This is a genomic window from Paenibacillus sp. PAMC 26794 (assembly GCF_000316035.1).
Taxonomy (GTDB): domain Bacteria; phylum Bacillota; class Bacilli; order Paenibacillales; family Paenibacillaceae; genus Paenibacillus.
Genome location: NZ_ANHX01000066.1, coordinates 1 through 23,651, shown reverse-complemented (window position 1 = coordinate 23,651; position 23,651 = coordinate 1). Strand labels below are relative to the sequence as shown.

Sequence of the window (23,651 nt, the reverse complement as noted above, 5' to 3'; positions counted from 1 at the left end):
GAAATTTTACTAAACATACAATGTGTATGTGGCATTCATAGTTTAATGACGAATCGTAACTGGAGTCAATCTATTTATCATGATTATTGAATTTAACTGATTTTGAGCCTTCATTTTGTCATCTCGACCAATCGGAAAATAAAAAGACCACTCGCACAGTCCAATAGCGAGCAGCCGTTAAATAATAGATAAGCTGGAGTGAAGCGCAAAGTGTGATACGAAGCATGTCCGGTTATACTTGGGCTGTCTTGGGCAATAAAAGGGTAACGGTGGTCCCTTCGCCAGGCTCGGAAGAAACTCTCAACGTTCCTCCTGCACCACGGGCACGCTCTTCCATACTGAACAATCCAACACCATTGCCAGCGGTTACTTCGCTGAATCCCGCGCCATGGTCTTCAATAATAACCATCGTCATGTTCTCAGCGTCTTCTATCGTAACACGTGCCTCGGCAACATCGGCATACTTCGCGACATTGGTTAAGGCTTCCTGAATAATCCGGTAGATGGCTATCTCCCGGTTCATCTCCAGACGTTTGCGCAAATTACATTCCAGATCAACTTCGATCCCGTAGTGACGGGTGTAATTCTCGATATACGTACGAATCGCCGGAACAACACCCAGGTCATCCAGAACGGATGGTCTCAGCTCCCATGCCATACCGCGTACATCCTCCATGATACCCGTGACCTGCTTACGAAGTGCTTCAACCCCGGGTTGATGCTGGTCTACCAGCAGTCGGTCCATCTGAATCACCAGAGAGAACAGACTCTGTCCAATCCCGTCATGCAGTTCACGCGAGATCCGGCGTCGTTCCTCTTCTTGAATATTCATGACCTGGGACATCATCTTTTGCAATTCGGCTTCGACGGATTTCAGCTTGGTGACCTCACTACGTACAGCCAGGTATTGATATGGCTCGCCGTCGTTATCGAGGAAAGGCACGATGGTAGTGTTGACCCAATAATAACTGCCATCTCTGGCACGATTGCGAATTTCCCCGTTCCATACTTTACCTGAGGATATCGTCTCCCACAGGTTTTTCATAAAGCCTTTGCCATGGTATCCGGAATTAATGATTCGGTGATCCTTACCAATCAGTTCCTCGCGCTCATACTGGGAGATTTCACAGAATTTATCATTCACATACTGGATCTTCCCCTTGCGGTCTGTCAGGGCTACAATGGAGGACTCATCCAGAGCAAACTTCAGATCACTCAGTTGATGCAGGGAGCCCTTCAACCTGCTGCGAAATTCATTATCCGTAATTTGATTGTCGATTTCGTTCAGCAGGAGGCGTACGGGTTGGTCTGCGAGTCCACTTAGTCTGTTCTTGCGTGCACTACTCAAAGTTCAGCAACCCCTTTTTCATGGCGAACTTCACCAGTTCCGGTCGTGTACGCAGGCCAAGTTTCTCCATCAGATTGCTTTTGTGGGATTCGACCGTTTTGACACTGATGATCAGATGTTCGGCGATTTCCTTGTTGGCGTATCCCTTGGCAATCCAGGACAAAATCTCTTTCTCCCGCTCGGATAACGTGTCATACGGTCCGGCGTTTTCCTGTTTGGCTTTGTCCAGGTATTCACTCATCAGTCGCTTGGTTGCACTGGGGTACAGATAGGCGCTACCCTCTGCTACGGAACGAATCGCGGCAAGCAATTCTTCATGCGGCGCACTTTTGAGTATATATCCGGATGCTCCCGCGTGGATGGCGCGGAACAGATATTCTTCATCGTCATGCATGGTTAGTATCAAAATGGAGACATCCGGCATCAATTTCTTCAATTCAGCGGTAGCTGTTAAACCGTCTTTGCCTGGTGGCATACTGAAATCCATCAAGACCACATCTGGTTTCAACTCTTGAGCTTTGGCAATGGCTTCATCGCCATCTGCGGCATCTCCAACGATATGTATATCATTCTTTCCTTCAAGTAAGGCGATCAGCCCGGAACGCACGACAACATGGTCGTCTACAACTAATAGTTGAATCACATGATTTCCCCCTGTCCGCTTCCTTAGTTCTATCTATATCATAACAAAAAAAGAAGCCATTCAGAGCTTTAATCTCCGAATAGCTTCTCTCACTCTCTACTTCAAACTTTTTATCCAAATACCTTCGGCTGAAGATGTAGAGCGACTTGCTCCGTCTGCCGGACCATGTCCGGTGAAAAGGTGCAAGGCAGTCTGCTGCCAACGAGCAGCACGGCACGAGGCACGCTTCCTTCCTGGAACACAGGTACCGCTATGGCACTTACCAGCCGCTCAGCAAGCATTAACGGGCAACGACCGGGTGTATGCTCCCCGGTGGATTGTGCATCAGATCGGGCTGTGCGTCCAGTCCGAAGGGCTGTGCCCACCAGATCTTGTCCGGGGCGCATTTCCATGCGTTTCACCCGATCATTACTAGCCCCAGAGGTATACTTCCAGCGTAGCATCGTCCCGTTCAGACAGGCAAGTCCACAGAAGTCGCTGGATGTGTTCAGGCGCAGGCCGTCGATCATCTCCTGAATGCCAGATGGCAGTTCATCATGCATGAGAGGACACTTCCTTTTTCGAAATTATAACGTACGTAACGTGTAATTATTATCATTAACCTTTCAGGATCATCTTAAAGTAAGGGTATTACAATGTTAGTTCTATTGTAGACCCATTCTCGTACGTTGTAATTCAGGGAAAACCCCTATTTCCGTTCTATAATCTACTGAACTTGGGCAGTGGAGGACTCCTGAATCAGGTACACCAAGGGATTGAAGAAATACGAAGGATGAGGCATATCGGTGAAATGTGACTTTTCTCACAGCAAACTCAGGGAGTTTCTCGTTAAGAATCAGGTAATCCCCCGATAACCCTCGCGCTACTTTCGCGGTATGATGGATACATAAGGAATCACCGAGGGGGACGAAGGTTATGGGTACAGTATTTGTAGAAAGAACAACCCAAAGAGCAGAGCAGAAACAAACGGAGGCGGGCAGAATGACACGAGAAACAGGCGGAATCCTTTCGTTTGTTACATCTGAGCAATGGGGCCTGATAGAAGCAAAGATGCAGCCCAAACGGGTGAAGTCGGGGTATAGTCTCTTTCTCGAAGGCGATGAAGCCGGATATCTGTACTACATTCGTTCGGGACGAGTGAAAATGACCAAGTCGACGGAGGATGGCAAGGAAATTATTTTATCCATTCAGCAAAGCGGCGATCTCATCGGTGAATTCGGCGGCATCGGCGGATTGAATCATAGCTACAGTGCAGAGATGGCGGAAAAAGGGGAACTGGCCATTATCTCGCTTAGCGATCTGGAAAGTATACTCAGCAAACATGGCGACCTTGCCTTGAAATTCTTGCAATGGATGGCACTATCGCAGCGGATCACCCAGTCGAGATTTCGTGATTTGCTGCTCTATGGCAAGGCGGGTGCGCTCGCTTCGACACTGATCCGTGCCAGCAATTCGTATGGCAGGGTTACACCGGATGGTATTGTGCTGGACATGAAGCTGAACCATACCGACCTTGCCGAGATGATTGGAGCGACCCGGGAGAGTGTAACGCGGATGCTGGGGGCATGGAAGGAACAAGGTACGCTGGATATGATGGACGGCAAACTGATGATTCGGGATCTGGCAGCCCTGCGCTGTATGTGTGGATGTCCGACATTCCCGAGCTGTCCGGTAGAGCTGTGCCGGTTGTAAAATAGCTTGTTCCGAGGTAACCCGAGATAAGGAAAGATCAATGGTTGCATCCCTGAGGAACAAATTCGATTTGGATTCCAAATGAGGCTTCAAGGCTTCACCTCCATTGGCGATTGGGGTCGTTACGGAGAAAAAGAAAAGAAAAGCTGGCGTCCCATATATGGGAGTCAGCTTTTTGTGTTTCCGTGAAATTGTTCATGTGCATATTCCTTTGCAAGAATCGAATAGATCACAGAGTCATGAAAGGAACCTTTGTAGAACCAGTGCTCGCGTAATAGCCCTTCACGCTGCATGCCAATCTTCTTCATGACATTCTCCGAAGCTGTGTTGTGCGGACGACATTTGGCGTAAATCCGGTGAACGTCCAGTTCGTTGAAACCGAAACCCAGTAAAGCGCGGGCTGCTTCGGTGGCATAACCTTTCCCTTGGTAAGCGGGGTTAAGGACATAACCGATCTCTGCATTGGTTTTCTCCATCACGTGAATACCTACTCCGCCAAGGAGAGTTCCATCACTTTTCAAACATATCGCCAGTTCATAGCCTTCTCGTGGTTTTGTCTGCTGCATGTCCAAGACAAACTGCACGTATGCTCGTGTATCTTCTACGGTATTCGGCCCCCACGCTGTATGCTGTGTAACTTCCGGCATGGAAGTATAGGCATGAATCCTCTCCCAATCGGTCTCCCGAATCTCCCGGATGATAAGTCGTTCGGTCTCCAGTTGCATCGTTGTTCACTCCTTCACGTTTGAATAACTTTACTGTACATTGTACAACAAAAATAGCCCATAACGGATTCAACGAATGAATCGGTCATGAGCCATAATGTAGATTTATGATGTATGTGGCATGCTATTGTGGTTGTTTACATTGAACTGCAGGATAAGTATAAGCCAGCTTACGGATAATTTCCTTTTGCCATCTCGTATCACCCAGATTGGTTGCCAGGTTCAGAAGATCCAAATAATCGTCAAGCTGCAGATCAGCCTTTTGCAGAGTTGTATTCATTCGATGTTCGTTCCCCTTTATCTATAAAATCGTAAAATCATATGCAGTAGAAAAGTACATTGAGACAAGTTCAAGAATGATAATCATTATCACATTTATATCTTCATTATGCAATGAACGCTGGCAAAATGCAATCCCAAGTCCGCAACGAATTCAACTTTTTTCTAAAAATAGGCTTCTCCACAGCACATAGGGAATGTATACACCGAGATATGCAGACGGATACAGGAACCAGCCATTCAGCAGGAAATGGTGAATCTCGGTGGTGAATGTGGTCATATGGGCATTCGTCGCATATACATCACCAGCAATGACGGTTGCAGCACTATAGAAGCAGAGCAGCGCAACAATATGGAACACTCGGGTAACCATCCGGGAACGAAGAGCAACATAAGCCATAATCAGCGGAACAACTAACAAGAGCAACAAAAATACCAATTTCATCATCGTTTTACTCCTTCAGTAAATGGAATCCTAATGATAATCAGTATGGGCAAATAGACTCAACTTCTAAACTTTTTCAACAATTTTACAAAAAGAAAGAGGAATTCACCATATGAACCATTAAATTAAAGGAGGACAACCATTATCAGGTAATTTGGAGGAGGAGAAAGGGAATATGAAGAAGGCGTTATGGCAGCACTGGATCGGGGCATTCCTGGTCTTTATCATGATGGCAACCGCACTGCTGGGGCCGGGTTCGCAAAGTTCGGTACAAGCTGCAGCACCACTTACGGTATCTCAGGCCATCGCTGCCCAGAGCGGTGGAGGAACAGCAACGGTTGAAGGAATCATTGTTGGACATGCTACCGGGTCACTTACCGCGAAGTTTACATCTCCGTATGCCAATGATTTTAATGTTCTGATTGCCGATTCAGCGTCAGAGCGAACCAACGCCAGATTATTGGATGTACAGATTCCCTCATCTTTCCGTTCGCAATATGGATTGGCGTCCAACCCCAGTCTTGTAGGCAAAAAGATCATCGTAACCGGAACCCTCGGTGCCTACAACAGCTATGCAGGAGTCAAAAACCCAACGTCCATCACACTTTCCTCCGGAACAACCAATCCTGATCCAGAACCGAACCCGGGCACAACACTGCCGGACGGCACCGGCAAGAAAGTATTGTTCGATAATACCCACGCCCAGACAGCAGGTGCTGCAGATTGGATTATTGACGGGGCATTTTCGGATTTTGCCAATGGTTTGCGAAACGCAGGCTTTGCCGTGGATCAGCTGGAACGCAGCATCCCGTATACATTCGGTGAGCAAGCTATCACCTATAATAAATTGAAAGATTACCACGTCTTTGTCATCGGCGAAGCCAACGTGCCGTTCAAAGCGACTGAGCAGGCTGCGCTGGTGCAGTACGTGCAGAACGGAGGGAGTATTTTCTTCATCTCCGACCACTATAATGCAGACCGTAACAAAAACCGCTGGGATTCTTCCGAAGTATTCAACGGTTATCGCCGCGGTGCCTTCCTGAATCCGGCCAAAGGCATGTCTTCGGCTGAAGCCGAATCACCAGCGATGCAGAGTGTGACTAGTTCAGACTGGCTGGCGACGAACTTTGGTGTCCGTTTCCGCTACAATGCCCTTGGAGATGTTAATGCATCAGATATCGTTGCACCTGCACAATCCTTCGGCATTACGGCTGGTGTTAATTCTGTAGCCATGCATGCGGGATCGACTATTGCGATTATAGACCCGAACAAAGCCAAAGGCTTGGTGTATGTACCAAGTGGTGTGTCCAAGTGGGGCAATGCTGTGGATCAGGGCGTATACAATGGTGGTGGACGAGCTGAAGGAGCCTATGCTGCCATTGCAAAGGTTGGTGCGGGCAAAGCCGCATTTATCGGTGACTCTTCACCTGTGGAAGACGCTACTCCGAAATATTTGCGTGAAGAGACCGGTGCTACCAAGAAGACCTATGATGGATTCAAAGAAGTGGATGATGCCACTTTCCTTGTGAATACTGTGAAATGGCTTGCGGTCAAAGAGAGTTATACCAGTCTGGCACAAGTGCCAGGACTGACATTGGATACGGCAACAAGCCTGCTTCCTATCGAAGCTCCGGCTGCATCAACCGAGCCGCAACTTGAGCCGTGGGCTGCACCTGCGGCAGGGTACAAATGGTATGATCCGACTACATTTAAGACAGGTTCATACGGCAAAGCTCAATAAGTAAAGTAAACAAACATCAAATCATTATGCGAATAGGGTCTGACCGTGGAGTTTTGCGGACAGGCTCTTTTTTGCTTGTTATATCAGTTACAATCAAGACCAGGATTAACTCAGACAGCATTGCTGCCATTGCATAAATGCCTGCTCTGGAGGGGAAGTTATGGGTACTAATGATGTGGTGCGAGGTACAACAGGTACAACCCAAAGGAGGAGGCGACGTATGATGAACCGGCAAGCAGACTGTGACAGTTCCTCGATGAGACAGAAGCTCAAGGCAGACCTCCATCGTGTAGCGGATCGAATGAATATGACGTTATCCCGTTTTGACAATGACAGTGTCTGTCTGCTAGGGCAATTTGCAGAGATTCGAGCGGAGATCAAGCAGATTGAGGTGCTCGCCTCTTCATTTTATCTGGATTGTTATCTGTCGCCCTTTACCGAGAAGTTTGCCGAATTAACATCGAGCGTACAGCATCTATCTGACCGGAGATATGGGGCGTTGATTGTGATTGAAAGGGAGATTCCATTGGAGTCGATCATTCACTCAGGTGTGGCTGTGGATGCCAGAGTCACCCATGCGTTGCTGGAATCGCTGTTCATTCCCGGTGCGCCATTACATGACGGGGCTGTGTTGATTCGTGGCAATCAGATTGTATCCGCTGGTAATGTGCTGCCATTGTCGCAAGCGGAAGTGCATGAACGAAAAATAGGCACTCGTCATCGGGCTGCACTGGGACTCAGTGAATTGACGGATGCGGTTGTGTTGGTCGTTTCCGAGGAGACGGGACAGGCTTCATTTGCCGTTGGGGGCGATCTGCATCCAATTAATGTGGTTGAGACGCTATCTTAAATGTGAACGATCAAGTGGCCTACTTGGGGCGATTAAGATGAGGCTGTTGAGGGAAGTGTACCTTTCTCCTGTAAGGGAGAGAGGTTTTTCTATTGATAGACGATAAAATTATAATCTGAAATTCGACAGCTATGCTCCCGCCATATGAGAAACATCGATCGATGCTTCTCTGACATTGCGATGTGATTTTGCACAAACTGGGTATTCATGGGTACAATAGAGGATGGTCAATGAATAGAGAACAATGCGATTGGATCGCAAAAATGGTTGGAGGAGACGGTTAGCACATGAGTTGGTTTGAAGCAATGGAGCATCACGATTATGAGGAACTGGTTCTGTGCCAGGATCGAAATTCAGGGTTAAAAGCAATTATCGCCATACACGACACAACACTCGGCCCTGCGTTGGGAGGCACACGGATGTGGACTTACGCTTCAGAAGAAGCAGCCATTGAAGATGCCCTGCGCCTTGCCCGTGGTATGACATATAAGAATGCGGTATCCGGCCTGAATCTGGGTGGCGGCAAAACCGTTATTATCGGAGATCCAAGGCGCGACAAAAACGAAGCGATGTTTCGGGCATTTGGACGATACATTCAAGGATTGAACGGACGTTATATCACAGCCGAAGATGTGGGAACAACGGAAGAGGACATGAACCTGATCTATCAGGAAACCGATTATGTGACAGGCATCTCGGCGAGTTATGGTTCATCCGGTAATCCGTCACCTGCAACGGCTTGGGGTGTATATCGTGGGATCAAGGCAGCAGCCAAAGAAGCATTTGGTACCGATCTGCTGGAGGGTAAAACGATAGCGGTCCAAGGTGTCGGCAATGTGGCGATGCATCTGTGCAAATATCTGTATGAGGAAGGTGCACATCTGATCGTTACGGATATCCATAAGGACTCGGTGAAACAGGCTGTAGACCGCTTCGGCGCGACAGCAGTTGATCCCGCAGACATCACTAGTGTGGATTGTGATATCTATGCACCATGTGCGCTGGGCGGCACGATTAATGACGATACGCTCAAAACGCTTAAGGCGAAGGTTGTAGCGGGCTGTGCCAATAACCAACTGCTGGAGACCCGTCATGGGGATCAGCTGTATGATATGGGCATCGTATATGCGCCTGACTATGTTATCAATGCAGGTGGTGTAATTAACATTGCGGATGAGTTGAACGGTTATAACGCGGATCGGGCGTGGAGCAAGATCGGAGAGATCTATTCCAATCTGGAGAAAATATTCGAAAGCTCACGTACCGAGGGCATCGCAACCTATGTTGCTGCAGATCGTCTGGCTGAGCGACGGATTGAACAGATGAAGAATACGCGCAGTACATTTTTGCAGAATGGTCATCACGCATTGAGTTCCCGGAGATTGCGCAAGTAAACTTAATAGAATCATAACCAAATTTAAAAGGGTCTGTTAGATAACGGCAACATCCATTCCCAAGATGGGTAGTCGATCTGACAGGCCATTTTTTTATGTTGCTATCAGAATTAAAAAAAGAAAAACAGTGGCAATATCTCCCTAATTGATCAATTTCACTATGGATTTTTCCGATAATGTATGTACATCGTTCAGATGCAGATGGTTTAGGGAAGTGGGGAGAAGGAAATGGGGAAAAGAAAAGGGGCAGGGCATAAGCTCAAAAATATGTCGCTTAAAATCAAGCTGCCTTTCATGATCAGTGTATTGGTTGTGTTGGTTCTGCTTGGTGCAACGACCACAAGTTATATGATTTCATCTGATGTTGTGGTCAAGAAAAGCAAGGATGAAATGAATGTGATGGCTGACCGCCTTGGGGAAGGGCTTTGGACAGCGATGCAGCTTCAACAACAATTGAGTCATGCGATATCCGTACATAATACCTTCAAGGAACTCTTGGAGCTGCGTAATACAACTGACATGACGGATGAAGAATTTTTATCGGATGAGAACCCGTATTTCAATAAGGCCAATACGATCTTGACCAACAGTATATCGGAAACGGAAGGAAGCAAGCCAGACCTGTTCGTTTTTGATAAGGAAGGAATCATGGTGGCAGGAACCATGCCGGAAGTGATTGGTCAGTCACGGGGAGATCGGGAATATTTTAAGGAATTCATACAGGGGAAGTCCTTCATCAGTGATGCCGTCGTCTCTAAGACTAGCAAGAAGCTAATTATTGTATTCTCGGAGCCCATCATCGATGAAGAGGGGAATAACCTGGGTGTGCTTGCTATGTCGGTGGACAGCAACTTTTTCCTGGGGCAACTCGGAGACATTAAAATCAATGCCGAAGGCAGAGTTGAAGTGCTGAGCCGGAGCGGCATCATCATGTATGATTCACTGGACCCTTCCATTGTGGGACAAACGCTGGAAGAGGATAAGGACGCGATGGGAATTATCGAGGCCAGAGCCACCGACAAAGTGAAAATCACTTCGATGGATCGAGATGATACCTACTATCGTATTAATCAGATTCCGGGTGCAGATCTCTCTGTGCTCATTATTGACGATTATGACGATATCAAGCGTCCGATAGAGGATATGCAGCGCCAGATGGTTATCGTGATATTGATCGGGATTGCTCTGGCTATTGGTGTGGGATTGCTGATTTCTCGCAGTATTACAAGACCTATCATACGTCTGAGCGGTCTGTTCCAACAGCTTGCTCAAGGCAATCTGACCGTTAAGGCCAATGGCAGATATAACAGTGAATTCAAGGATCTGGCGGAGAGCTTCAATGGTATGGTGGAGCAGAACAGGAACCTTATTACCGATATGAATAATTCAATCCATGTCCTTCAGGCCAGCACTCAGGAGTTGGAGGAGACATCCAGACAGACTTCAAGATCCATTGATGAGACATCAGCGACGTCCATGGGGATTGCAAAAGCCATGGAGGCCCAATCGGAAGATACGGAGCAGATTGCAGGCAAATTCAACAGCTTTGGCGATAAAGTGGCTGCCATGAACAGCAGTGCACAGGATGTGAAGGCAAGAGCGGATGAGATCGAGACTGTATTCCACAACGGGAATGAAGTCGTGAATGAACTGATGCGTATCAATGAGGTGAACGAGCGGGAAGTGGAGAAAATCTCGGAGATTACCGTCAAACTTCAAACGAGTTCGGGCAGTATTAGTCAGATCACGGAAGCCATCAGCCAGATTGCGAAGCAGACCAATCTGCTTGCATTGAATGCTTCCATTGAAGCATCACGGGCAGGTGAGCATGGCAGAGGATTTGCAGTTGTAGCTGAGGAGATCCGCAACCTGGCAGAGCAGAGTTCCCGCCAGTCCAAGGAAATCTCCAGCATTATCGAGCAGAATCTGGCCGATGTTGCCGAGAATAACCAAAGTGTTGCCGAAATTCACACCATCTCGTCCAGACAGGATGAGCTTGTCTTGCAGACTCGTCAGGCATTTGATTTGATTTTGGAGAAGGTAACGGTCATTAATCAACAGATCGCTAAGATGGCAGGACAGATGCAGGAGATGTTACAGAACAAGGATGATGTACTGGAGTCTGCCCATAGTTTGTCGGCTTCAGGAGAGCAGGTATCGGCTTCGGTTGAAGAGGTAACAGCAACCATGATGGAGCAATCTTCCACAGTACAGCAGTTGGCGAACATGGTTGATACGATCGATCAATTGACGCAAAAGCTGGCCGAATCGGCTGCGCGATTCAAGGTGGAGTAAGGGTTAATTGAATATGGTATAGAGGGTAAGAATAACGACCAAAAAAACACTCTTCGGAGTGTTTTTTTGTTTTGCAACCAGCACCCCTGTCCCCATCTAAGTAATGCGTAATAAGGGCAATGTTCCGTGTGATGTGGTATAGCTTGTATCTTCAAAACGTGATGCACTTCTGGTTCAGCAGCTTCATGAATTGATCCAACGCACTGCTGACATACCGATCCTCACCGCGGACAAAGGTTGTCGTGGTATGAGTATAGCGATCAGCCAGATCAAATACGGAGAATTCCTCCGGTTTCTTGTGTATAACGCTGCACGGCATAATGGTAAAAGCGATTCCTGACTCCACACAGCTGAGCAGGTTTTCCATCGTACTCACTTCGATGATATTACGTGCGGACAACCCTTCTTCCTGCAAAAATTCTTCTGTCATTTCACGATACGGACAGCCCTCGGGGAAAACAACCCATGATACTTGGCACAGACTTTCGGGTGGTGTATCTATCCGCTTGGAGATGATATGAACCGTGTCCTGCATCTCATATTCCACCTTCAAACCTTCTTTCACACAAGCCCCGCTGATAAAAGCACCATCAATCTCATCGTCCTGTATTTTCTTGCGCAGTACTTTGGGTGAAGTGGCGTTAACGAGTGAGATGGACACCTTCGGGTAGGTTATCTGATATTCATTCAGAATCTCCATAAAACGGCTGGATGCCGCCGTTTCTACAATGCCGATTTTTAGCGTGCCGGAAGGCTCACCGGGATCGGTCATATCCTGCTTCAGATCATGCAAAAGGTTGTGAATCTGTGTGGCGTACTGGACGAACTGTTCTCCTTTGGAGGTCAGTACAACACCTTTGGGAAATCGGTTGAACAGCTGGATCTGATATTCCTGCTCCAGTTTTTTGATGCGTGTAGTGACATTGGATTGCGCGTAATTTAGTTCTTTCGCGGCCTGTGAGATTTTGCCTGAACGCGCCACCGCGAGAACAATATCGATATCGGAAAGTTCCATGCTGTATCCTCCTGAACGTGGATTAACTTCAATTACTTCCGCAGACGCTGATGTTAGGTATCTCTCTGAGAGATACAACTATATATTTCAATCATTTTACGATATATCAGGGTCGCCGTACAATATCCTTAATGACAAAGAGAGTAGGGATATGACATGGATAACATAAATACACGTTCAACATTATTAAGCCCGGTAACGATTCATCAGTGGCAATTAAGAAACCGAATTGTGATGGCGCCGTTGACCCGGGGATTTGCTGATGATCGGGAGGGGACCGTGACGGATGAGATGGTGGCATATTATGAGCAGCGTGCGCGGGATGGCGTGGGACTGATCATTACCGAGGGCATAAACCCCAACCTGTCAGGCAAAGGCACTTACGGCATCCCCGGTTTATATACAGATGAACAGACGACTTCTTGGAAAAGGGTAACGGATGCTGTTCACAGACATGGCGGCACCATTATTGCTCAACTGTGGCATGTCGGCAGATTGTCCCATTCCGATCTGATCGGAACCGCTCCACTGGCACCCTCCAGCCTTGCAGCAGAAGGAAGAGTGCATAAGCTGCATAAGCCGTATCAGGTGCCCCAAGCGATGAGTACACAGGATATAGCGGATACGATTCAGCATTTTCAGACGGCAGCCCGCAATGCGGTTCTGGCAGGGTTCGACGGGATCGAGCTGCATGCTGCGCATGGGTATCTAATCGACCAGTTTATCAATGAGAAGACCAACCACAGAACAGATGAATATGGAGGCGACACTGCGGGCAGATTGCGGTTCCTGCGGGATATTATTGTGGCTGTGAAAAAAGAGATTCGTGTGGATCGCATATCGGTACGATTCTCTGAGAAAAAGGATGATGATGCATCCTATGCTTGGGTAGACAAAGCTGGAATGATCGATGTATATCTGAACTTATTCCGCGAGACGGGAATAACAATCTTGCATCCCTCAACAGATCATTATGCGAAAGCGTGGGATGGTGAGCAATCCTTTCACGAGCGGATTCGAAGTCGGTGGGATGGAATCATCATTGGTGTGGGGAATTTGGATGTTCAGACCGCAGAGCACGCAATTGGCAAGGGAAGCATAGATCTGGCTGCGTTCGGCAGACCGTTTATCGCCAATCCAGATCTGGTACAGAGATTGCATACGGGTCAGCAATTGATTGAGTATGATGCGAATGCACATTTGCCTGTTTTGGTGTGAAAATAAAGTGAAAAAAAGGGCAGAATAGGCTGCCCTGAGGTTCAGATACTTTTGGAGTGATCCAGCGGTTTCATTTCGTTTCTTCTTGTTGAGCTTTTTTCGATATACCAGAGAATGATCATACACAACGCATAGAACAGACTGACAGCCAGAATAATGATCCATACACTTTCCATGTCCATGCTTTTGATGAAAATGCCTGTCAAATATGGACTAAGTGTATAACCCAGGCAACCTACGAATAACAGCAAGCCATTAAACCGTCCCTGATGTGTATCGGGTACACGCGAAGCAATATACAGATTGATATTGGTCTGCACGAGAATCTCTCCAATGGTCCACAGCACCGTGGATAAGGCGACGATGGCGAAATGGGGAAAGTAACCGAGCAGGTTCAAGGCTCCAAATCCGATTCCATAGAAGAGTGCGCCTGTGGCTATGGAGTTTAAGGCAGTTAATTTGCGTGTAGCGGACAGGATCACGGTGGTAAGAATAATGACGCTAATGGCATTGATGGTCATGACAGAGCCGTAATATGCTGCCCCGTTCTCGCCAAATGAGTGATTCATCTGGAGTGGGAGGCTAAATGAGTATTGCATATAGATAAAATAGTTAAGAAATGACACAACGATGAAGAAGGCAACGAGTGGATTTTTCAGCAGTAGTCTGAATAACGGCGAAGGCGGTTGGCTCGATCGTTGTTGTTCTTGTTGTCCAGCATGTTCGCTGTTTGTTGATGCCAATTCCTTGCGTGTGCCGATCTTAACCTGGTTGATGATGATAAAGGTAGATATCAGAAACACGGTACCAATACTTATAAAGACAATGTTGACGTGATCCTTGATAAAAAAACCGGCGACCAGTGGTCCGATGGCTATACCCAGATTGGCCCCCAGATACATGAGGGAAAAGGCGGACTTTCGCTCTTTCTCCTCTGTGCACAGTTGAATAATAAGTGCATTATAAGCAGGCCGGGTAATACTGATGAAGAACATGACTGCAATCAGAAGATAACCAACGGTAATGGTGCCTGACCAAAAAGAGCAGCTTATAATCATGATGGCAGACAACAGTTGCCCGATGACAATAATTGTTTTTTTGCCCATAAGATCGCTTAAATAGCCGCCGAGAAGTACACCGGGTCCGCTAATCAGGGCTGCCATGGATACAAAGATCCCTGCACTGACCACATTCATGCCCATCTGTAACGTAAGCACCAAGGTAATCAGGGAGAATACAAAATCTCCCGTGCTGTTAATCGTTCTGGCTAAACAGAGATAATAGATATCGCGGCTCAGACCCGCGTAGGTTTTGAATAACGACAATAATTCCAGCCCTCCCCAAGATAACCGTCACTCCAGACCAAAAACGGTGAGTTATCCGTACATCTTATACGGTTTCAGCAACCGTCACTTCAATCTTGAAGCGATCGTACATATCCAGCAGGGTTTGACGCAATTCCTCGAACGAATCTCCCTCCACGATAGCATAGCCTGATCGGGTCATGGTATCGTTGACGTCCCCGGCGAGCTGCCCCACTTGATAGGATACATTGAACTCAACGATGCCAGGGATATCCGCATAATCCTCTATCCCGGATATGTGTTGAATTACCCCTGCGCGTGAAGGGAAGCAGATCATGCCTGTGAATTTATGGCTTGTCTCCTGTTGCTTAAATTCATATATTCCAACTTCCAGATCAGTGACGGCTTCGAAGAAATCAACGCCATGGGTGTTCTTGATACAAGGAGGCATAACATGCGATCCCCCGATTCTTGCACCAATTTCTCCAAACACCACTTCTCCTTCCGGAGTCAGAAAAAGTTCGGCATGTGTTACGGATTGATTGATACCCAAGGCAGCAATGACCCGTTCATTGAGTTCTTTGATGTGATGGATAAAATCAGCTTCCGTGCCTTCAGGGAACGTAATACTGGCTGGAGGTTTCTGCTTCGTCGCAATATCCAGGCAGTTATACAGGTATTGGGAAACAGATGCAAATACAACTTTGCCCTTAGACACAATGGAATCACAATGAAACTCCGTACCGTAGATGAATTCCTCCAGCAAATCCCTTTGCTGTGCTTGTCTTGTATGGTGAAGATAATGTACCAGTTCATCCATGCTGGACAATTTGAACGTATTGATACTTCCATATCCGCTGAGTGGCTTCACAATAATCGGGAAGCCGTGTACAGCAGTGAAACGAATATAGTCCTGTTCATGTAAAGCAATGGCAATTTCGGATGTCCGAGTTCCGCGTTGATGCAGCATTTGTTTCATGATCCATTTGTTGCGAACAGCCTCAGCCTGATTGCGCTGCATACCGGGGATCCCGAACTCGGAACGGAGCTGACCACCGATCTCAATCGCATTCTCACCCGGCGTTAACAAAGCAGAGATGGAATGAGATTCTCGGATCTGCATCATATGCTCCCGGATGGCATCTACCGACTCCAGATGATCGACATATCTAATTTCATCAAAGAAGTCCCTGAGGACCTCATCATGATGCAAATTATGCCGTTCAATAATCAGAATTTTCTTGTGATCCGCCAATTTTTGCAAAGGTTTAACGAAGTTTAATCCAGTTGGAAGCCTGAAATCAGATATGTATACAATGGTTTTCATACGTTCTCGTATATCCCCTTTCAACAAAATACTAAAAATAGTAAAAATTCATTTCATAACATTATAGCTCAATATTTTCCATTTTGAATACACCTTTTGGTTAAAAATATGAACTAAAATACATATTTATGTTGCGTTAAAGTGTTAATTGACAATAGGAATTTTTTGGTATACGATCTTTAGCGGATTAGAAATAAAAAGGAGGAAATAGAAATAAATGGAGATCGTTAAAGAGAAATATGCCATACTGGGAACGCTGGGAGACGATGAAGGATTCCTGACTTGCAGCATGCATATCGCGAAGAAGCTAGGCAACTCGGAACGTATCAAGCCATACCCTGAATTTGAAGCGGCTGCGGAAGACTTGAGATCAGGGATCATATCCTGCTTGCTGGTCCCCGGGGCGTATCCCAAGCTCAACAGCTTCATCATGGATTCTGAACTAGCGGTGTCTGAGAGTTTTGTGGAGAAAATTCCTGCGCTGGTTCTATCCGGCTTCCATGCGGTATGTCCCGATCAGATCGATATTATCTATCATCATCCAGCAACCACATACTTGTTATCTGAACTTGATACAACCTATAGAGAGAATAGCACCGTATCGTCCAACCCTGAAGCTTGCAGGAAGGTCATGCTCAACAAGGAGAAGTCCATTGCGCTCACGAATCAGTTATGCGCTGATCATTACGGACTTGTGACCTACAAGGTGTTGCGCGAGGGAATCAACATGCCATGGGTATGTTTTACACAAAATACACAGAGGGTGAATGCAGTCATATGAAAAGAATTACTATTATACTGGATAAAAATCTGGAACCTGGAGCCGCCGCCAATGTGGCCGCCCTGTTAATGGGACAAGCAGCCCTGAATGAGCCGGGGTTATATGCTGATCAACCTGTGCTGGATCATAGCGGCGTTCAGCATGCGGGCATCCGATATAGCACGGTCATTCTGAAGGCCGGGGAGAATCAACTGATCAATCTGGCCAAACTCTGCGCAGATGACAGCGGGGGACTGAGCCATATTGTTTTTTCACAGACAGGCCAATCGCTCAACAATGCCTTTGAACAATATGCAGTTGAGATTGCTTCGATGGAATTGGAAGCTACCAAAGTGGTAGGTGTCATTGTATGGGGCGAGGATGATCAAGTTAGGGCAGCGACCAAAAAATTCAGTGTCATGAAATAAGGGGAAAGGGCAGAAGCTGATCTTAGAGATCACTCTGCCCTTCTTTACATATGAAAGAATCGTTATAGAGGTTGTTCAAGGTACTGAAAACCGCCCTTTTTGAACACGCACTTATAGATGTTTGCTGACAACGGCTGCTTTCTTTTCCGTAAAGTAATACACCAAAGCGAGCAGCGGCATGATCAGGCCAATCAGCGTTGTGAGACTCCAGCCTCCGTTAGCATAAGACCAGCTTCCAAGGGATGAACCTATCGCACCGCCGACAAAAAAGATCGACATGAATATACCATTCACACGTCCTCTCGCTTCACTTCCTAACGAATAGATAATGCGTTGACCCAGCACCAGATTTCCCGAGACAGCCATATCTAGTGTGATCGCCACGATCACAAGCAGGATCAATGCCAACGTGGAGTGGCTCTGGAACACATAAGCAAGACCGAATGAAGCAGCGGCGATCACCATGGCAGCACCCGTCAGAATACGTGTTAGTCCGCGATCTGCCAATCTTCCGGCAATAGGAGCGGCAATAGCGCCTCCGACACCAGCCAGTGCGAACCAGGCGATTCCTTGCTGTGACATATCAAAATCGTTAGCCAGTCTGAGCGGAACCGTAGTCCAGAACAAGCTGAAAGCACCAAAGAGACTGGCCTGATAGAACGCCCGGCGGCGCAGCAGCGGCATCGTTCTGAACAGTGTGCCCAAGGACACGATTAATTGCCCGTATTTCAAGGTGGGTTCAGGCTGGCGAGCAGGAAGAGCACGTGATAGGAGCAACATGAGAAGTGTTATGACAATGGCGGAGAATACAAAGACCGTCTGCCATCCGAAGAGGCTGGTGATGAAACTTGCGACAGGACGAGCCAGCATGATGCCCAGCAACAAACCACTCATTACATTGCCTACAACCCGACCGCGCTGCTCTTCGGAGGTAAGATACGTTGCATAGGGCACCAGAATCTGAGCGACAACAGAACCTATGCCAATGAACAGGGAGGCAGTCAGAAATACAACAGCAGTGGGCGAGAAAGCCGCAGCAATTAGGGCAACGACCAGTGCGATGAGGAAAAGCACGACCAGGCGCCGATTCTCGGTAATGTCACTGAGCGGCACGATAAACAGCAAACCAATGACATAACCAATCTGAGTCAACGTTACGATCAATCCGGCAGCGGCAGAAGACAGCCCCGTTGTGATGCTGATCGGACCGATAACGGTCTGAGCATAATACAGGTTTGCCACAATCAGTCCACAAGCGGATGCCAGCAAAAAAATAATCCAGGTGGGCACAGGTGCCTTCTTCACTTGTTGTCTCATATCCATCATAATCATCCTCCATAGTTCTAAATTTGTATTCACAATAAACAGTTAATATTAAAAACGTTAATTACTAAACGTTGTGTTCACTAATTACAAACATATAATAAACTAAACGTATAGTATTGTAAATAGGCTCTACATATTTAATGAGAATTTAAATGAGGATAAAAAGGTGCGTGGTGGATGGAATTGTGTGTACTCATGGCAATTTAGTATAATGAACGTATCGTTTTTATGAATAATACTGATGATTAAATATATTTTATACATCCAGGAGGGCTCAAGATGACTGCCAAAAGAGGACGTCCACGTAACATGGAAACCCAGAATGCCATTCTTACAGCATCGTATGAGTTGTTGTTGGAACACGGATTCGGGGCGGTTACAATCGAGAAGATTGCTGAACGTGCACAGGTGAGCAAAGCCACTATCTACAAATGGTGGCCGAATAAAGGCGCTGTCATCATGGACGGATATATGTCTGCTGCAACGGCAAGATTGCCAGTGCCGGATACAGGCTCGGTATTGGAGGATATACGCATACATGCGAGTAATCTGGTTCGTTTTTTGACCAGTCGGGAAGGAAAAGTGATTACACAGATTATTGGGGAAGGGCAGTCGGATGCAGGGCTTGCCGAAGAATACCGTACAAGATACATCCAACCACGTCGGCGTGAAGCTCGGGGGATTCTGGAGAAGGGTGTGGAGCGCGGCGAATTGAATGCAGGGACGGACATTGGATTATACATTGATCTGATCTATGGGCCGGTGTTCTATCGTATGTTAGTGACGGGGGAAGCGATGGATGATGCGTTTGTAGATGTGATGCTCCGTTCATTGTTGGAAGGCATTCAGTCCAAGTAGATATAGGGATAGTCACGATAGAAGTGGGAGGAAGAGGGAATAGGGCGATTCGTAGGAATCACCCTGGAAGGAGCACATGTATATTGTACGTGGGAGATTGTTAGACCTGGAATATAGGTGTGATGGCTGTGGGCCATGAATCTGTAACATTAGAGGAAAGGAAGGATGAGTGCTGGGTTAACACCGGGGGTTCATTCCATACTGAACTGGGCAGTTCGCGGCGTAATACAGGGGCAACTTCCTTGGCAAAACGCTCCACTTGCTCCAACTGCTCGCTATGCGTCAATCCATCTACGCTGATACTCAGCACCTGATGTCCGTAAGCAGCATGATAGTCCAGAATTTTCTCAATGACCTGCTCCGGACTGCCGATCAACACAGGACCCCGTGCGATGTTATCCTCCAGATCGGTAAAAGGAGACTGGTTATGCTGTGCGGCGGCGGTGGCATGGAACGCTTCATAATATGGCTTATAACGGCGAATGGCTTCTTCACCCGTATCCGCAAGATAGAGACTGCCGGCACCAGAGCCAATCACTGCTTGCTGCGGATCATGACCATAATAATCAAGGCGTTCCCGATAATGATCAATTAACGCTTTGTATTTGGCTTGCGGATGGAAAGAATTCGACGTGAAGAGCGGTTCGCCATATTTGGCAGCCAGTTCGGTCGAGACCGTGCTGGAGGCGCTACCATGCCAGATCGGGATGGATTGCTGAAGCGGCCTTGGCCACGTGGTCACTCCCTCAAGCGGAGGGCGATACGTTCCCTGCCAGGTCACATTCTCTTCAGACCACAGCCGTCTTAGCAGATGGTAGCGTTCATCGAGTGAGTCCCATTGTTCCTCTTCGCGGATGCCAAACAGCGGATAGTGCCGAGGGTCATTGCCTTTCCCGATGATCATCTCCAGCCGTCCGCCCGATAATTGATCCAACGTGGCATAATCCTCGGCAACCCGAACTGGATCAAGTATACTAAGAACAGTGACGGTGGTTAGTAACCGAATGCGTGTGGTTGCTGCGGCTATCGCGGTTAATACGACAGGTGGCGAGGAAGATAGAAAAGGCGCACCGTGTCGTTCACCGATCCCATAGGCATCGAATCCCAGTCGTTCAGCCAGCTTTGCCTGCTCTAATATATTGTGGAATTTCTGCTGAGTTGTCAGAGCTTCCCCGGTTACGGCATTAGGCAGATTCATCATGAGACTAAACAAGGCAAATTTCATCTGACCTTCTCCTCGAACTGAATTGATAATTTCTGTGTCGTATAATCCTATTGAAATAGTAGGATATATAAGTTGGATTAAATGTATCACGTTCTTACGGATTCTTCTAATGGATTTTTTCTATAAGCAGGAACAGCGAAGCCTCCTTGCATGAATGTGAAGGAAATTGCCACGATTTTTATTGACCGCTGTAAAATTTAGGATTAAAATTGTGCTTATCATATAAATTCAAAATTATGGATTTTCATTGTGGAGGTGGGATACATGGAACCTACAACTACGATACGCTCATATATTGAGGACTACATCAGGAAACAGGGGTACACCCTACAGTATTTTGCCGATATATCGGGAGTTAATGCTGGAACGCTTAGCGCAATTATTAAGGGGACTCGGCCCATCGCTATGGCGCAACTGGATCTGATTACCCAAGGCATGAAGCTGGAAGAGGGGTATTTCTACGAGATATATGGGGCTGAATGTTTCGTGGAATCGGCACCTCATTGGAGGAGACTGGAACCATTCCTGCAACGCTGTGCTGAATTGGACAAGCTGGAATGTATTCATAAGGTTATCCAGGAAGTGACGGATGATCGCTCGTATATCTCGGAGTTGTTCGAGATGGCGGAAGGCATGCTTGAACGTGGACAGACGAAGGCTGCACGGATGTTGTACGAATGTGTGGCGGAATGTGAGAAATATCAACATTCGGAACGTCTGGCTCTGTGCCAGTATCGCATCTTCACCCTCTCGCTTGGTCAGAATCAACATGATAACCTACGGGCCGCTGTGCACTTTGAGCCTTATATTAATCGCTTGGATGAGGAGAGGCAGCTGGATGCGATTAAGGATTTGGCGAATACATACTCATCTCTGGAATACTGGGATAAGGTATTTGAACTTGGAGAAGATCTTGAACAGAAGATAGTTTTTTTACAGTCTTTCAAGAAAAAAAAGTCGGAAATTCAGAGAATATCCTCTTATCCTCTTGTCGTATACTCAGCATATTCGAACTTAATAAGGGCAGCCGCATGTGATGGGCGGCAAGAATATCCTGAAGCGCTCCGATATACCGAGGTTTACTCTAAATTAATTAAAATTGAGAACCCCAGTGATGAAGAACTCTTTTTTATTAATAAGTTTAATGCGTGGGCTGAGGTGAATCATTACTTATATAGACTTATGATGGGTGATTCTGCTGTTATACAGTCTTATATTAACTTTATTGAGAAAAATGAGGCAGAGGTACTACCAGGACTGTTGAAAATAATGGAAGCATCAAATCATCATAAGATGGATGTTGATTCAGTGCTTGATAAATTTGATCTCTATATCTCCAAGTATGAGGAAACATATGGTGATATAGGGAGTTATACAGAACAGATTACCAATGGAAGATACGTGCAATTCTTAAAAGAATTAACGATATATCAACTTGAGAGAGAAAGATACACAATAGGTTTTCAAAATTTATTAAAATGTTTGCAACTATCTAGAAAAATAAAGAGCGAATCTACTACTATACAGTGTGTTGGTCTATTCGAAAGACATAGAGGCAGGGCTTCAATAGAAATAAAAAACAAGTATAAGACTCTCATAGAGGAGGTTTACAGTAATTATGAGAAAAAAAGTAGCTTTGATCATAGTCTTGTCTAGTGTCTTTATATTAATTAACTTGTATCCCATACCTATCTCTAGTAAGCCTGTAATCTACAGTCCTAGCACTCATGGTAATGGGGGAGTATAGCAATAAATGTGCGACTATTAGCAAGGCTTATCTCCAGAATTGGATGTAAGCCTCTTTTTCTATTGATAACATTGGTTCTTAAAATAATATTTATTAATTATTATATATTCATTAGATTCATCTCTTATCATACATATGCGCATACTTATTTTATTCTTTAGGAGGCAGCCACATGGTCAGAAAAAAACGATTATTCTATTGGCTCTTTCACTGGCTATTTTAATCGGGGGGATTGGAGGAGTATATGTATTCAAATCACCCGAGCGAGTGATAGAACATGATCTGTCCCATTTTTATAAGAATGAGAGCACGTCTTACACCTATCCTGATTCTGTGATTCAATTCCTGAATTATCACACTATTAATAATCTCCAAAGACCTAGTGTCACTTATAAAACAATTAATAGTAATTCAAATTCAAAGGAAGTGCTTGCCAGTTTCGAGATCATTATTTATGACGACACAAATCAAATCACGGATATCAAATCGGGCGCTCTAATTTTTAGGATGACTCGCAATAATATCACGTGGAAAATAGCATCTGCTGAGATTATACGTAACATGGAATAGACTGAGATGATATTTACTTCAATTGAGTTTTGAGGTTCCCCTTTCCAATATTATATTATCAAAGGAGAATTTAATTTTGAAAAGTAAAATGATTTCCTTAGTAGCCCTTATCTGTTCATTTGTATTATTTGTTATTGGATTTCAGTTTATTGCTCAAAGTACTAATTGGGGTATGAACAAAGCTATGTTGGTTCTTGCAGAATACCAAAATGTAAAGTCTGATAACTCTGATATCTTTGGTAGTTTCATAACCTCAGAGATTTGGTCGTATAAAATTGAAGGAATATTATTGATATTTGTAGGGATGTTAATGTTGTATTTAGCAAATTCATTACGAAATAAATAAGAAAAAAAGTATTCGTACGTACGTACGTTACGTTTACTTTACTTTACTTATTAACTTATTATTAGTCGTTACTAGTAAGTAAGTAGTAAGTAAGTAAGTTACTTAACGTTATTAA

General features: G+C 46.0%; 22 protein-coding genes. 11 read left to right on the top strand and 11 right to left on the bottom strand.

Translation table 11 applies throughout. The annotated features are described in order from the left end of the window. Nucleotides 1-232: 232 nt before the first annotated feature. The 3 genes from D829_RS0121855 to D829_RS31690 all read right to left on the bottom strand — a co-directional run bounded on the left by D829_RS0121855 (nucleotide 233) and on the right by D829_RS31690 (nucleotide 2,533). Complete coding sequence (locus D829_RS0121855; RefSeq protein ID WP_017691069.1) at nucleotides 233-1,348, bottom strand: PAS domain-containing protein; 1,116 nt, start codon at nucleotides 1,346-1,348, stop codon at nucleotides 233-235. After that, on the bottom strand, nucleotides 1,341-1,991 hold the full coding sequence (locus tag D829_RS0121850; protein WP_017691068.1) for a response regulator transcription factor: 651 nt from the start codon (nucleotides 1,989-1,991) through the stop codon (nucleotides 1,341-1,343). The genes D829_RS0121855 and D829_RS0121850 overlap by 8 nt, the downstream gene beginning before the upstream one ends. A gap of 110 nt (nucleotides 1,992-2,101) precedes the next feature. Beyond that, complete coding sequence (locus D829_RS31690) at nucleotides 2,102-2,533, bottom strand: GAF domain-containing protein (RefSeq protein ID WP_017691067.1); 432 nt, start codon at nucleotides 2,531-2,533, stop codon at nucleotides 2,102-2,104. A gap of 373 nt (nucleotides 2,534-2,906) precedes the next feature. Here D829_RS31690 and D829_RS0121840 point away from each other — a divergent pair, with 373 nt between their 5' ends. Then, on the top strand, nucleotides 2,907-3,683 hold the full coding sequence (locus tag D829_RS0121840; protein ID WP_017691066.1) for a Crp/Fnr family transcriptional regulator: 777 nt from the start codon (nucleotides 2,907-2,909) through the stop codon (nucleotides 3,681-3,683). A gap of 167 nt (nucleotides 3,684-3,850) precedes the next feature. On the opposite strand, the gene D829_RS0121835 is transcribed toward D829_RS0121840, so the two are convergent. The 3 genes from D829_RS0121835 to D829_RS0121825 all read right to left on the bottom strand — a co-directional run bounded on the left by D829_RS0121835 (nucleotide 3,851) and on the right by D829_RS0121825 (nucleotide 5,135). Continuing rightward, a complete protein-coding gene (locus D829_RS0121835; protein ID WP_017691065.1) occupies nucleotides 3,851-4,408 on the bottom strand; it encodes a GNAT family protein in 558 nt (185 codons plus the stop codon). Nucleotides 4,409-4,532: 124 nt separating this feature from the next. Then, nucleotides 4,533-4,688, bottom strand: a complete 156-nt coding sequence (locus D829_RS33810) for a hypothetical protein (protein WP_017691064.1) — start codon at nucleotides 4,686-4,688, stop codon at nucleotides 4,533-4,535. A 153-nt stretch (nucleotides 4,689-4,841) separates the two neighbouring features. After that, the gene (locus D829_RS0121825) at nucleotides 4,842-5,135 is read right to left on the bottom strand and encodes a hypothetical protein (protein ID WP_017691063.1); all 294 of its coding nucleotides are present in this window, start codon (nucleotides 5,133-5,135) and stop codon (nucleotides 4,842-4,844) included. Nucleotides 5,136-5,358: 223 nt separating this feature from the next. Between D829_RS0121825 and D829_RS0121820 the strand changes: the two genes are divergently transcribed. The 4 genes from D829_RS0121820 to D829_RS0121805 all read left to right on the top strand — a co-directional run bounded on the left by D829_RS0121820 (nucleotide 5,359) and on the right by D829_RS0121805 (nucleotide 11,412). Next, a complete protein-coding gene (locus tag D829_RS0121820) occupies nucleotides 5,359-6,873 on the top strand; it encodes a DUF6359 domain-containing protein (protein ID WP_085981467.1) in 1,515 nt (504 codons plus the stop codon). Between the two features lie 223 nt (nucleotides 6,874-7,096). Beyond that, nucleotides 7,097-7,723 carry a sporulation-specific diadenylate cyclase CdaS gene (gene cdaS / locus D829_RS0121815; protein WP_152417119.1) on the top strand — a complete coding sequence of 209 codons (627 nt, stop codon included), beginning with the start codon at nucleotides 7,097-7,099 and terminating at the stop codon, nucleotides 7,721-7,723. Nucleotides 7,724-8,010: 287 nt separating this feature from the next. Then, a complete protein-coding gene (locus tag D829_RS0121810) occupies nucleotides 8,011-9,117 on the top strand; it encodes a Glu/Leu/Phe/Val dehydrogenase (RefSeq protein ID WP_017691060.1) in 1,107 nt (368 codons plus the stop codon). A gap of 228 nt (nucleotides 9,118-9,345) precedes the next feature. Continuing rightward, on the top strand, nucleotides 9,346-11,412 hold the full coding sequence (locus D829_RS0121805) for a methyl-accepting chemotaxis protein (protein WP_017691059.1): 2,067 nt from the start codon (nucleotides 9,346-9,348) through the stop codon (nucleotides 11,410-11,412). A gap of 151 nt (nucleotides 11,413-11,563) precedes the next feature. Here the strand turns inward: D829_RS0121805 and D829_RS0121800 are convergent, their stop codons facing one another. Further along, entirely contained in the window at nucleotides 11,564-12,427 is an 864-nt protein-coding gene (locus D829_RS0121800; protein WP_017691058.1) for a LysR family transcriptional regulator, read from the bottom strand. A 156-nt stretch (nucleotides 12,428-12,583) separates the two neighbouring features. Between D829_RS0121800 and D829_RS0121795 the strand changes: the two genes are divergently transcribed. Next, entirely contained in the window at nucleotides 12,584-13,645 is a 1,062-nt protein-coding gene (locus D829_RS0121795; protein ID WP_017691057.1) for a hypothetical protein, read from the top strand. 41 nt (nucleotides 13,646-13,686) lie between these two features. Here the strand turns inward: D829_RS0121795 and D829_RS0121790 are convergent, their stop codons facing one another. Both D829_RS0121790 and D829_RS0121785 read right to left on the bottom strand, forming a co-directional pair. Beyond that, nucleotides 13,687-14,970 (bottom strand): MFS transporter, encoded by a 1,284-nt coding sequence (locus tag D829_RS0121790; protein ID WP_017691056.1) that lies wholly within the window; start codon nucleotides 14,968-14,970, stop codon nucleotides 13,687-13,689. A gap of 64 nt (nucleotides 14,971-15,034) precedes the next feature. After that, nucleotides 15,035-16,276, bottom strand: a complete 1,242-nt coding sequence (locus D829_RS0121785; RefSeq protein ID WP_017691055.1) for an ATP-grasp domain-containing protein — start codon at nucleotides 16,274-16,276, stop codon at nucleotides 15,035-15,037. 217 nt (nucleotides 16,277-16,493) lie between these two features. On the opposite strand from D829_RS0121785, the gene D829_RS0121780 reads away from it, so the two are divergent. Both D829_RS0121780 and D829_RS0121775 read left to right on the top strand, forming a co-directional pair. After that, the gene (locus tag D829_RS0121780) at nucleotides 16,494-17,057 is read left to right on the top strand and encodes a hypothetical protein (RefSeq protein WP_017691054.1); all 564 of its coding nucleotides are present in this window, start codon (nucleotides 16,494-16,496) and stop codon (nucleotides 17,055-17,057) included. Continuing rightward, nucleotides 17,054-17,464 carry a DUF2000 family protein gene (locus tag D829_RS0121775; RefSeq protein WP_017691053.1) on the top strand — a complete coding sequence of 137 codons (411 nt, stop codon included), beginning with the start codon at nucleotides 17,054-17,056 and terminating at the stop codon, nucleotides 17,462-17,464. Before D829_RS0121780 ends, D829_RS0121775 begins: the two co-directional genes overlap by 4 nt. A 111-nt stretch (nucleotides 17,465-17,575) precedes the next feature. Here D829_RS0121775 and D829_RS0121770 read toward each other — a convergent pair whose 3' ends face one another. Then, nucleotides 17,576-18,790, bottom strand: coding sequence for an MFS transporter (locus D829_RS0121770; RefSeq protein ID WP_017691052.1), 1,215 nt, complete (start codon nucleotides 18,788-18,790; stop codon nucleotides 17,576-17,578). A 279-nt stretch (nucleotides 18,791-19,069) separates the two neighbouring features. On the opposite strand from D829_RS0121770, the gene D829_RS0121765 reads away from it, so the two are divergent. Beyond that, complete coding sequence (locus tag D829_RS0121765) at nucleotides 19,070-19,648, top strand: TetR/AcrR family transcriptional regulator (RefSeq protein ID WP_017691051.1); 579 nt, start codon at nucleotides 19,070-19,072, stop codon at nucleotides 19,646-19,648. Between the two features lie 100 nt (nucleotides 19,649-19,748). Here D829_RS0121765 and D829_RS0121760 read toward each other — a convergent pair whose 3' ends face one another. Next, a complete protein-coding gene (locus D829_RS0121760; RefSeq protein WP_017691050.1) occupies nucleotides 19,749-20,873 on the bottom strand; it encodes an LLM class flavin-dependent oxidoreductase in 1,125 nt (374 codons plus the stop codon). Between the two features lie 264 nt (nucleotides 20,874-21,137). Between D829_RS0121760 and D829_RS0121755 the strand changes: the two genes are divergently transcribed. After that, nucleotides 21,138-22,529, top strand: coding sequence for a hypothetical protein (locus D829_RS0121755; RefSeq protein WP_017691049.1), 1,392 nt, complete (start codon nucleotides 21,138-21,140; stop codon nucleotides 22,527-22,529). A 737-nt stretch (nucleotides 22,530-23,266) separates the two neighbouring features. Continuing rightward, nucleotides 23,267-23,536, top strand: a complete 270-nt coding sequence (locus D829_RS0121745; RefSeq protein ID WP_017691047.1) for a hypothetical protein — start codon at nucleotides 23,267-23,269, stop codon at nucleotides 23,534-23,536. Nucleotides 23,537-23,651 lie beyond the last annotated feature (115 nt).

Bases quoted from the DNA above. Each gene is read 5' to 3' on its own strand.
- D829_RS0121835 (WP_017691065.1), bottom strand. From the start codon at position 4,408: ATGCAACTGGAGACCGAACGACTTATCATCCGGGAGATTCGGGAGACC.
- D829_RS0121810 (WP_017691060.1), top strand. From the start codon at position 8,011: ATGAGTTGGTTTGAAGCAATGGAGCATCACGATTATGAGGAACTGGTT.
- D829_RS0121805 (WP_017691059.1), top strand. From the start codon at position 9,346: ATGGGGAAAAGAAAAGGGGCAGGGCATAAGCTCAAAAATATGTCGCTT.
- D829_RS31690 (WP_017691067.1), bottom strand. From the start codon at position 2,533: ATGCATGATGAACTGCCATCTGGCATTCAGGAGATGATCGACGGCCTG.
- D829_RS0121755 (WP_017691049.1), top strand. From the start codon at position 21,138: ATGGAACCTACAACTACGATACGCTCATATATTGAGGACTACATCAGG.
- D829_RS0121800 (WP_017691058.1), bottom strand. From the start codon at position 12,427: ATGGAACTTTCCGATATCGATATTGTTCTCGCGGTGGCGCGTTCAGGC.
- D829_RS0121795 (WP_017691057.1), top strand. From the start codon at position 12,584: ATGGATAACATAAATACACGTTCAACATTATTAAGCCCGGTAACGATT.
- D829_RS0121780 (WP_017691054.1), top strand. From the start codon at position 16,494: ATGGAGATCGTTAAAGAGAAATATGCCATACTGGGAACGCTGGGAGAC.
- D829_RS0121840 (WP_017691066.1), top strand. From the start codon at position 2,907: ATGGGTACAGTATTTGTAGAAAGAACAACCCAAAGAGCAGAGCAGAAA.
- D829_RS0121775 (WP_017691053.1), top strand. From the start codon at position 17,054: ATGAAAAGAATTACTATTATACTGGATAAAAATCTGGAACCTGGAGCC.
- cdaS (WP_152417119.1), top strand. From the start codon at position 7,097: ATGAACCGGCAAGCAGACTGTGACAGTTCCTCGATGAGACAGAAGCTC.
- D829_RS0121770 (WP_017691052.1), bottom strand. From the start codon at position 18,790: ATGATGGATATGAGACAACAAGTGAAGAAGGCACCTGTGCCCACCTGG.
- D829_RS0121820 (WP_085981467.1), top strand. From the start codon at position 5,359: ATGATGGCAACCGCACTGCTGGGGCCGGGTTCGCAAAGTTCGGTACAA.
- D829_RS0121825 (WP_017691063.1), bottom strand. From the start codon at position 5,135: ATGATGAAATTGGTATTTTTGTTGCTCTTGTTAGTTGTTCCGCTGATT.
- D829_RS0121765 (WP_017691051.1), top strand. From the start codon at position 19,070: ATGACTGCCAAAAGAGGACGTCCACGTAACATGGAAACCCAGAATGCC.
- D829_RS0121785 (WP_017691055.1), bottom strand. From the start codon at position 16,276: ATGAAAACCATTGTATACATATCTGATTTCAGGCTTCCAACTGGATTA.
- D829_RS33810 (WP_017691064.1), bottom strand. From the start codon at position 4,688: ATGAATACAACTCTGCAAAAGGCTGATCTGCAGCTTGACGATTATTTG.
- D829_RS0121760 (WP_017691050.1), bottom strand. From the start codon at position 20,873: ATGAAATTTGCCTTGTTTAGTCTCATGATGAATCTGCCTAATGCCGTA.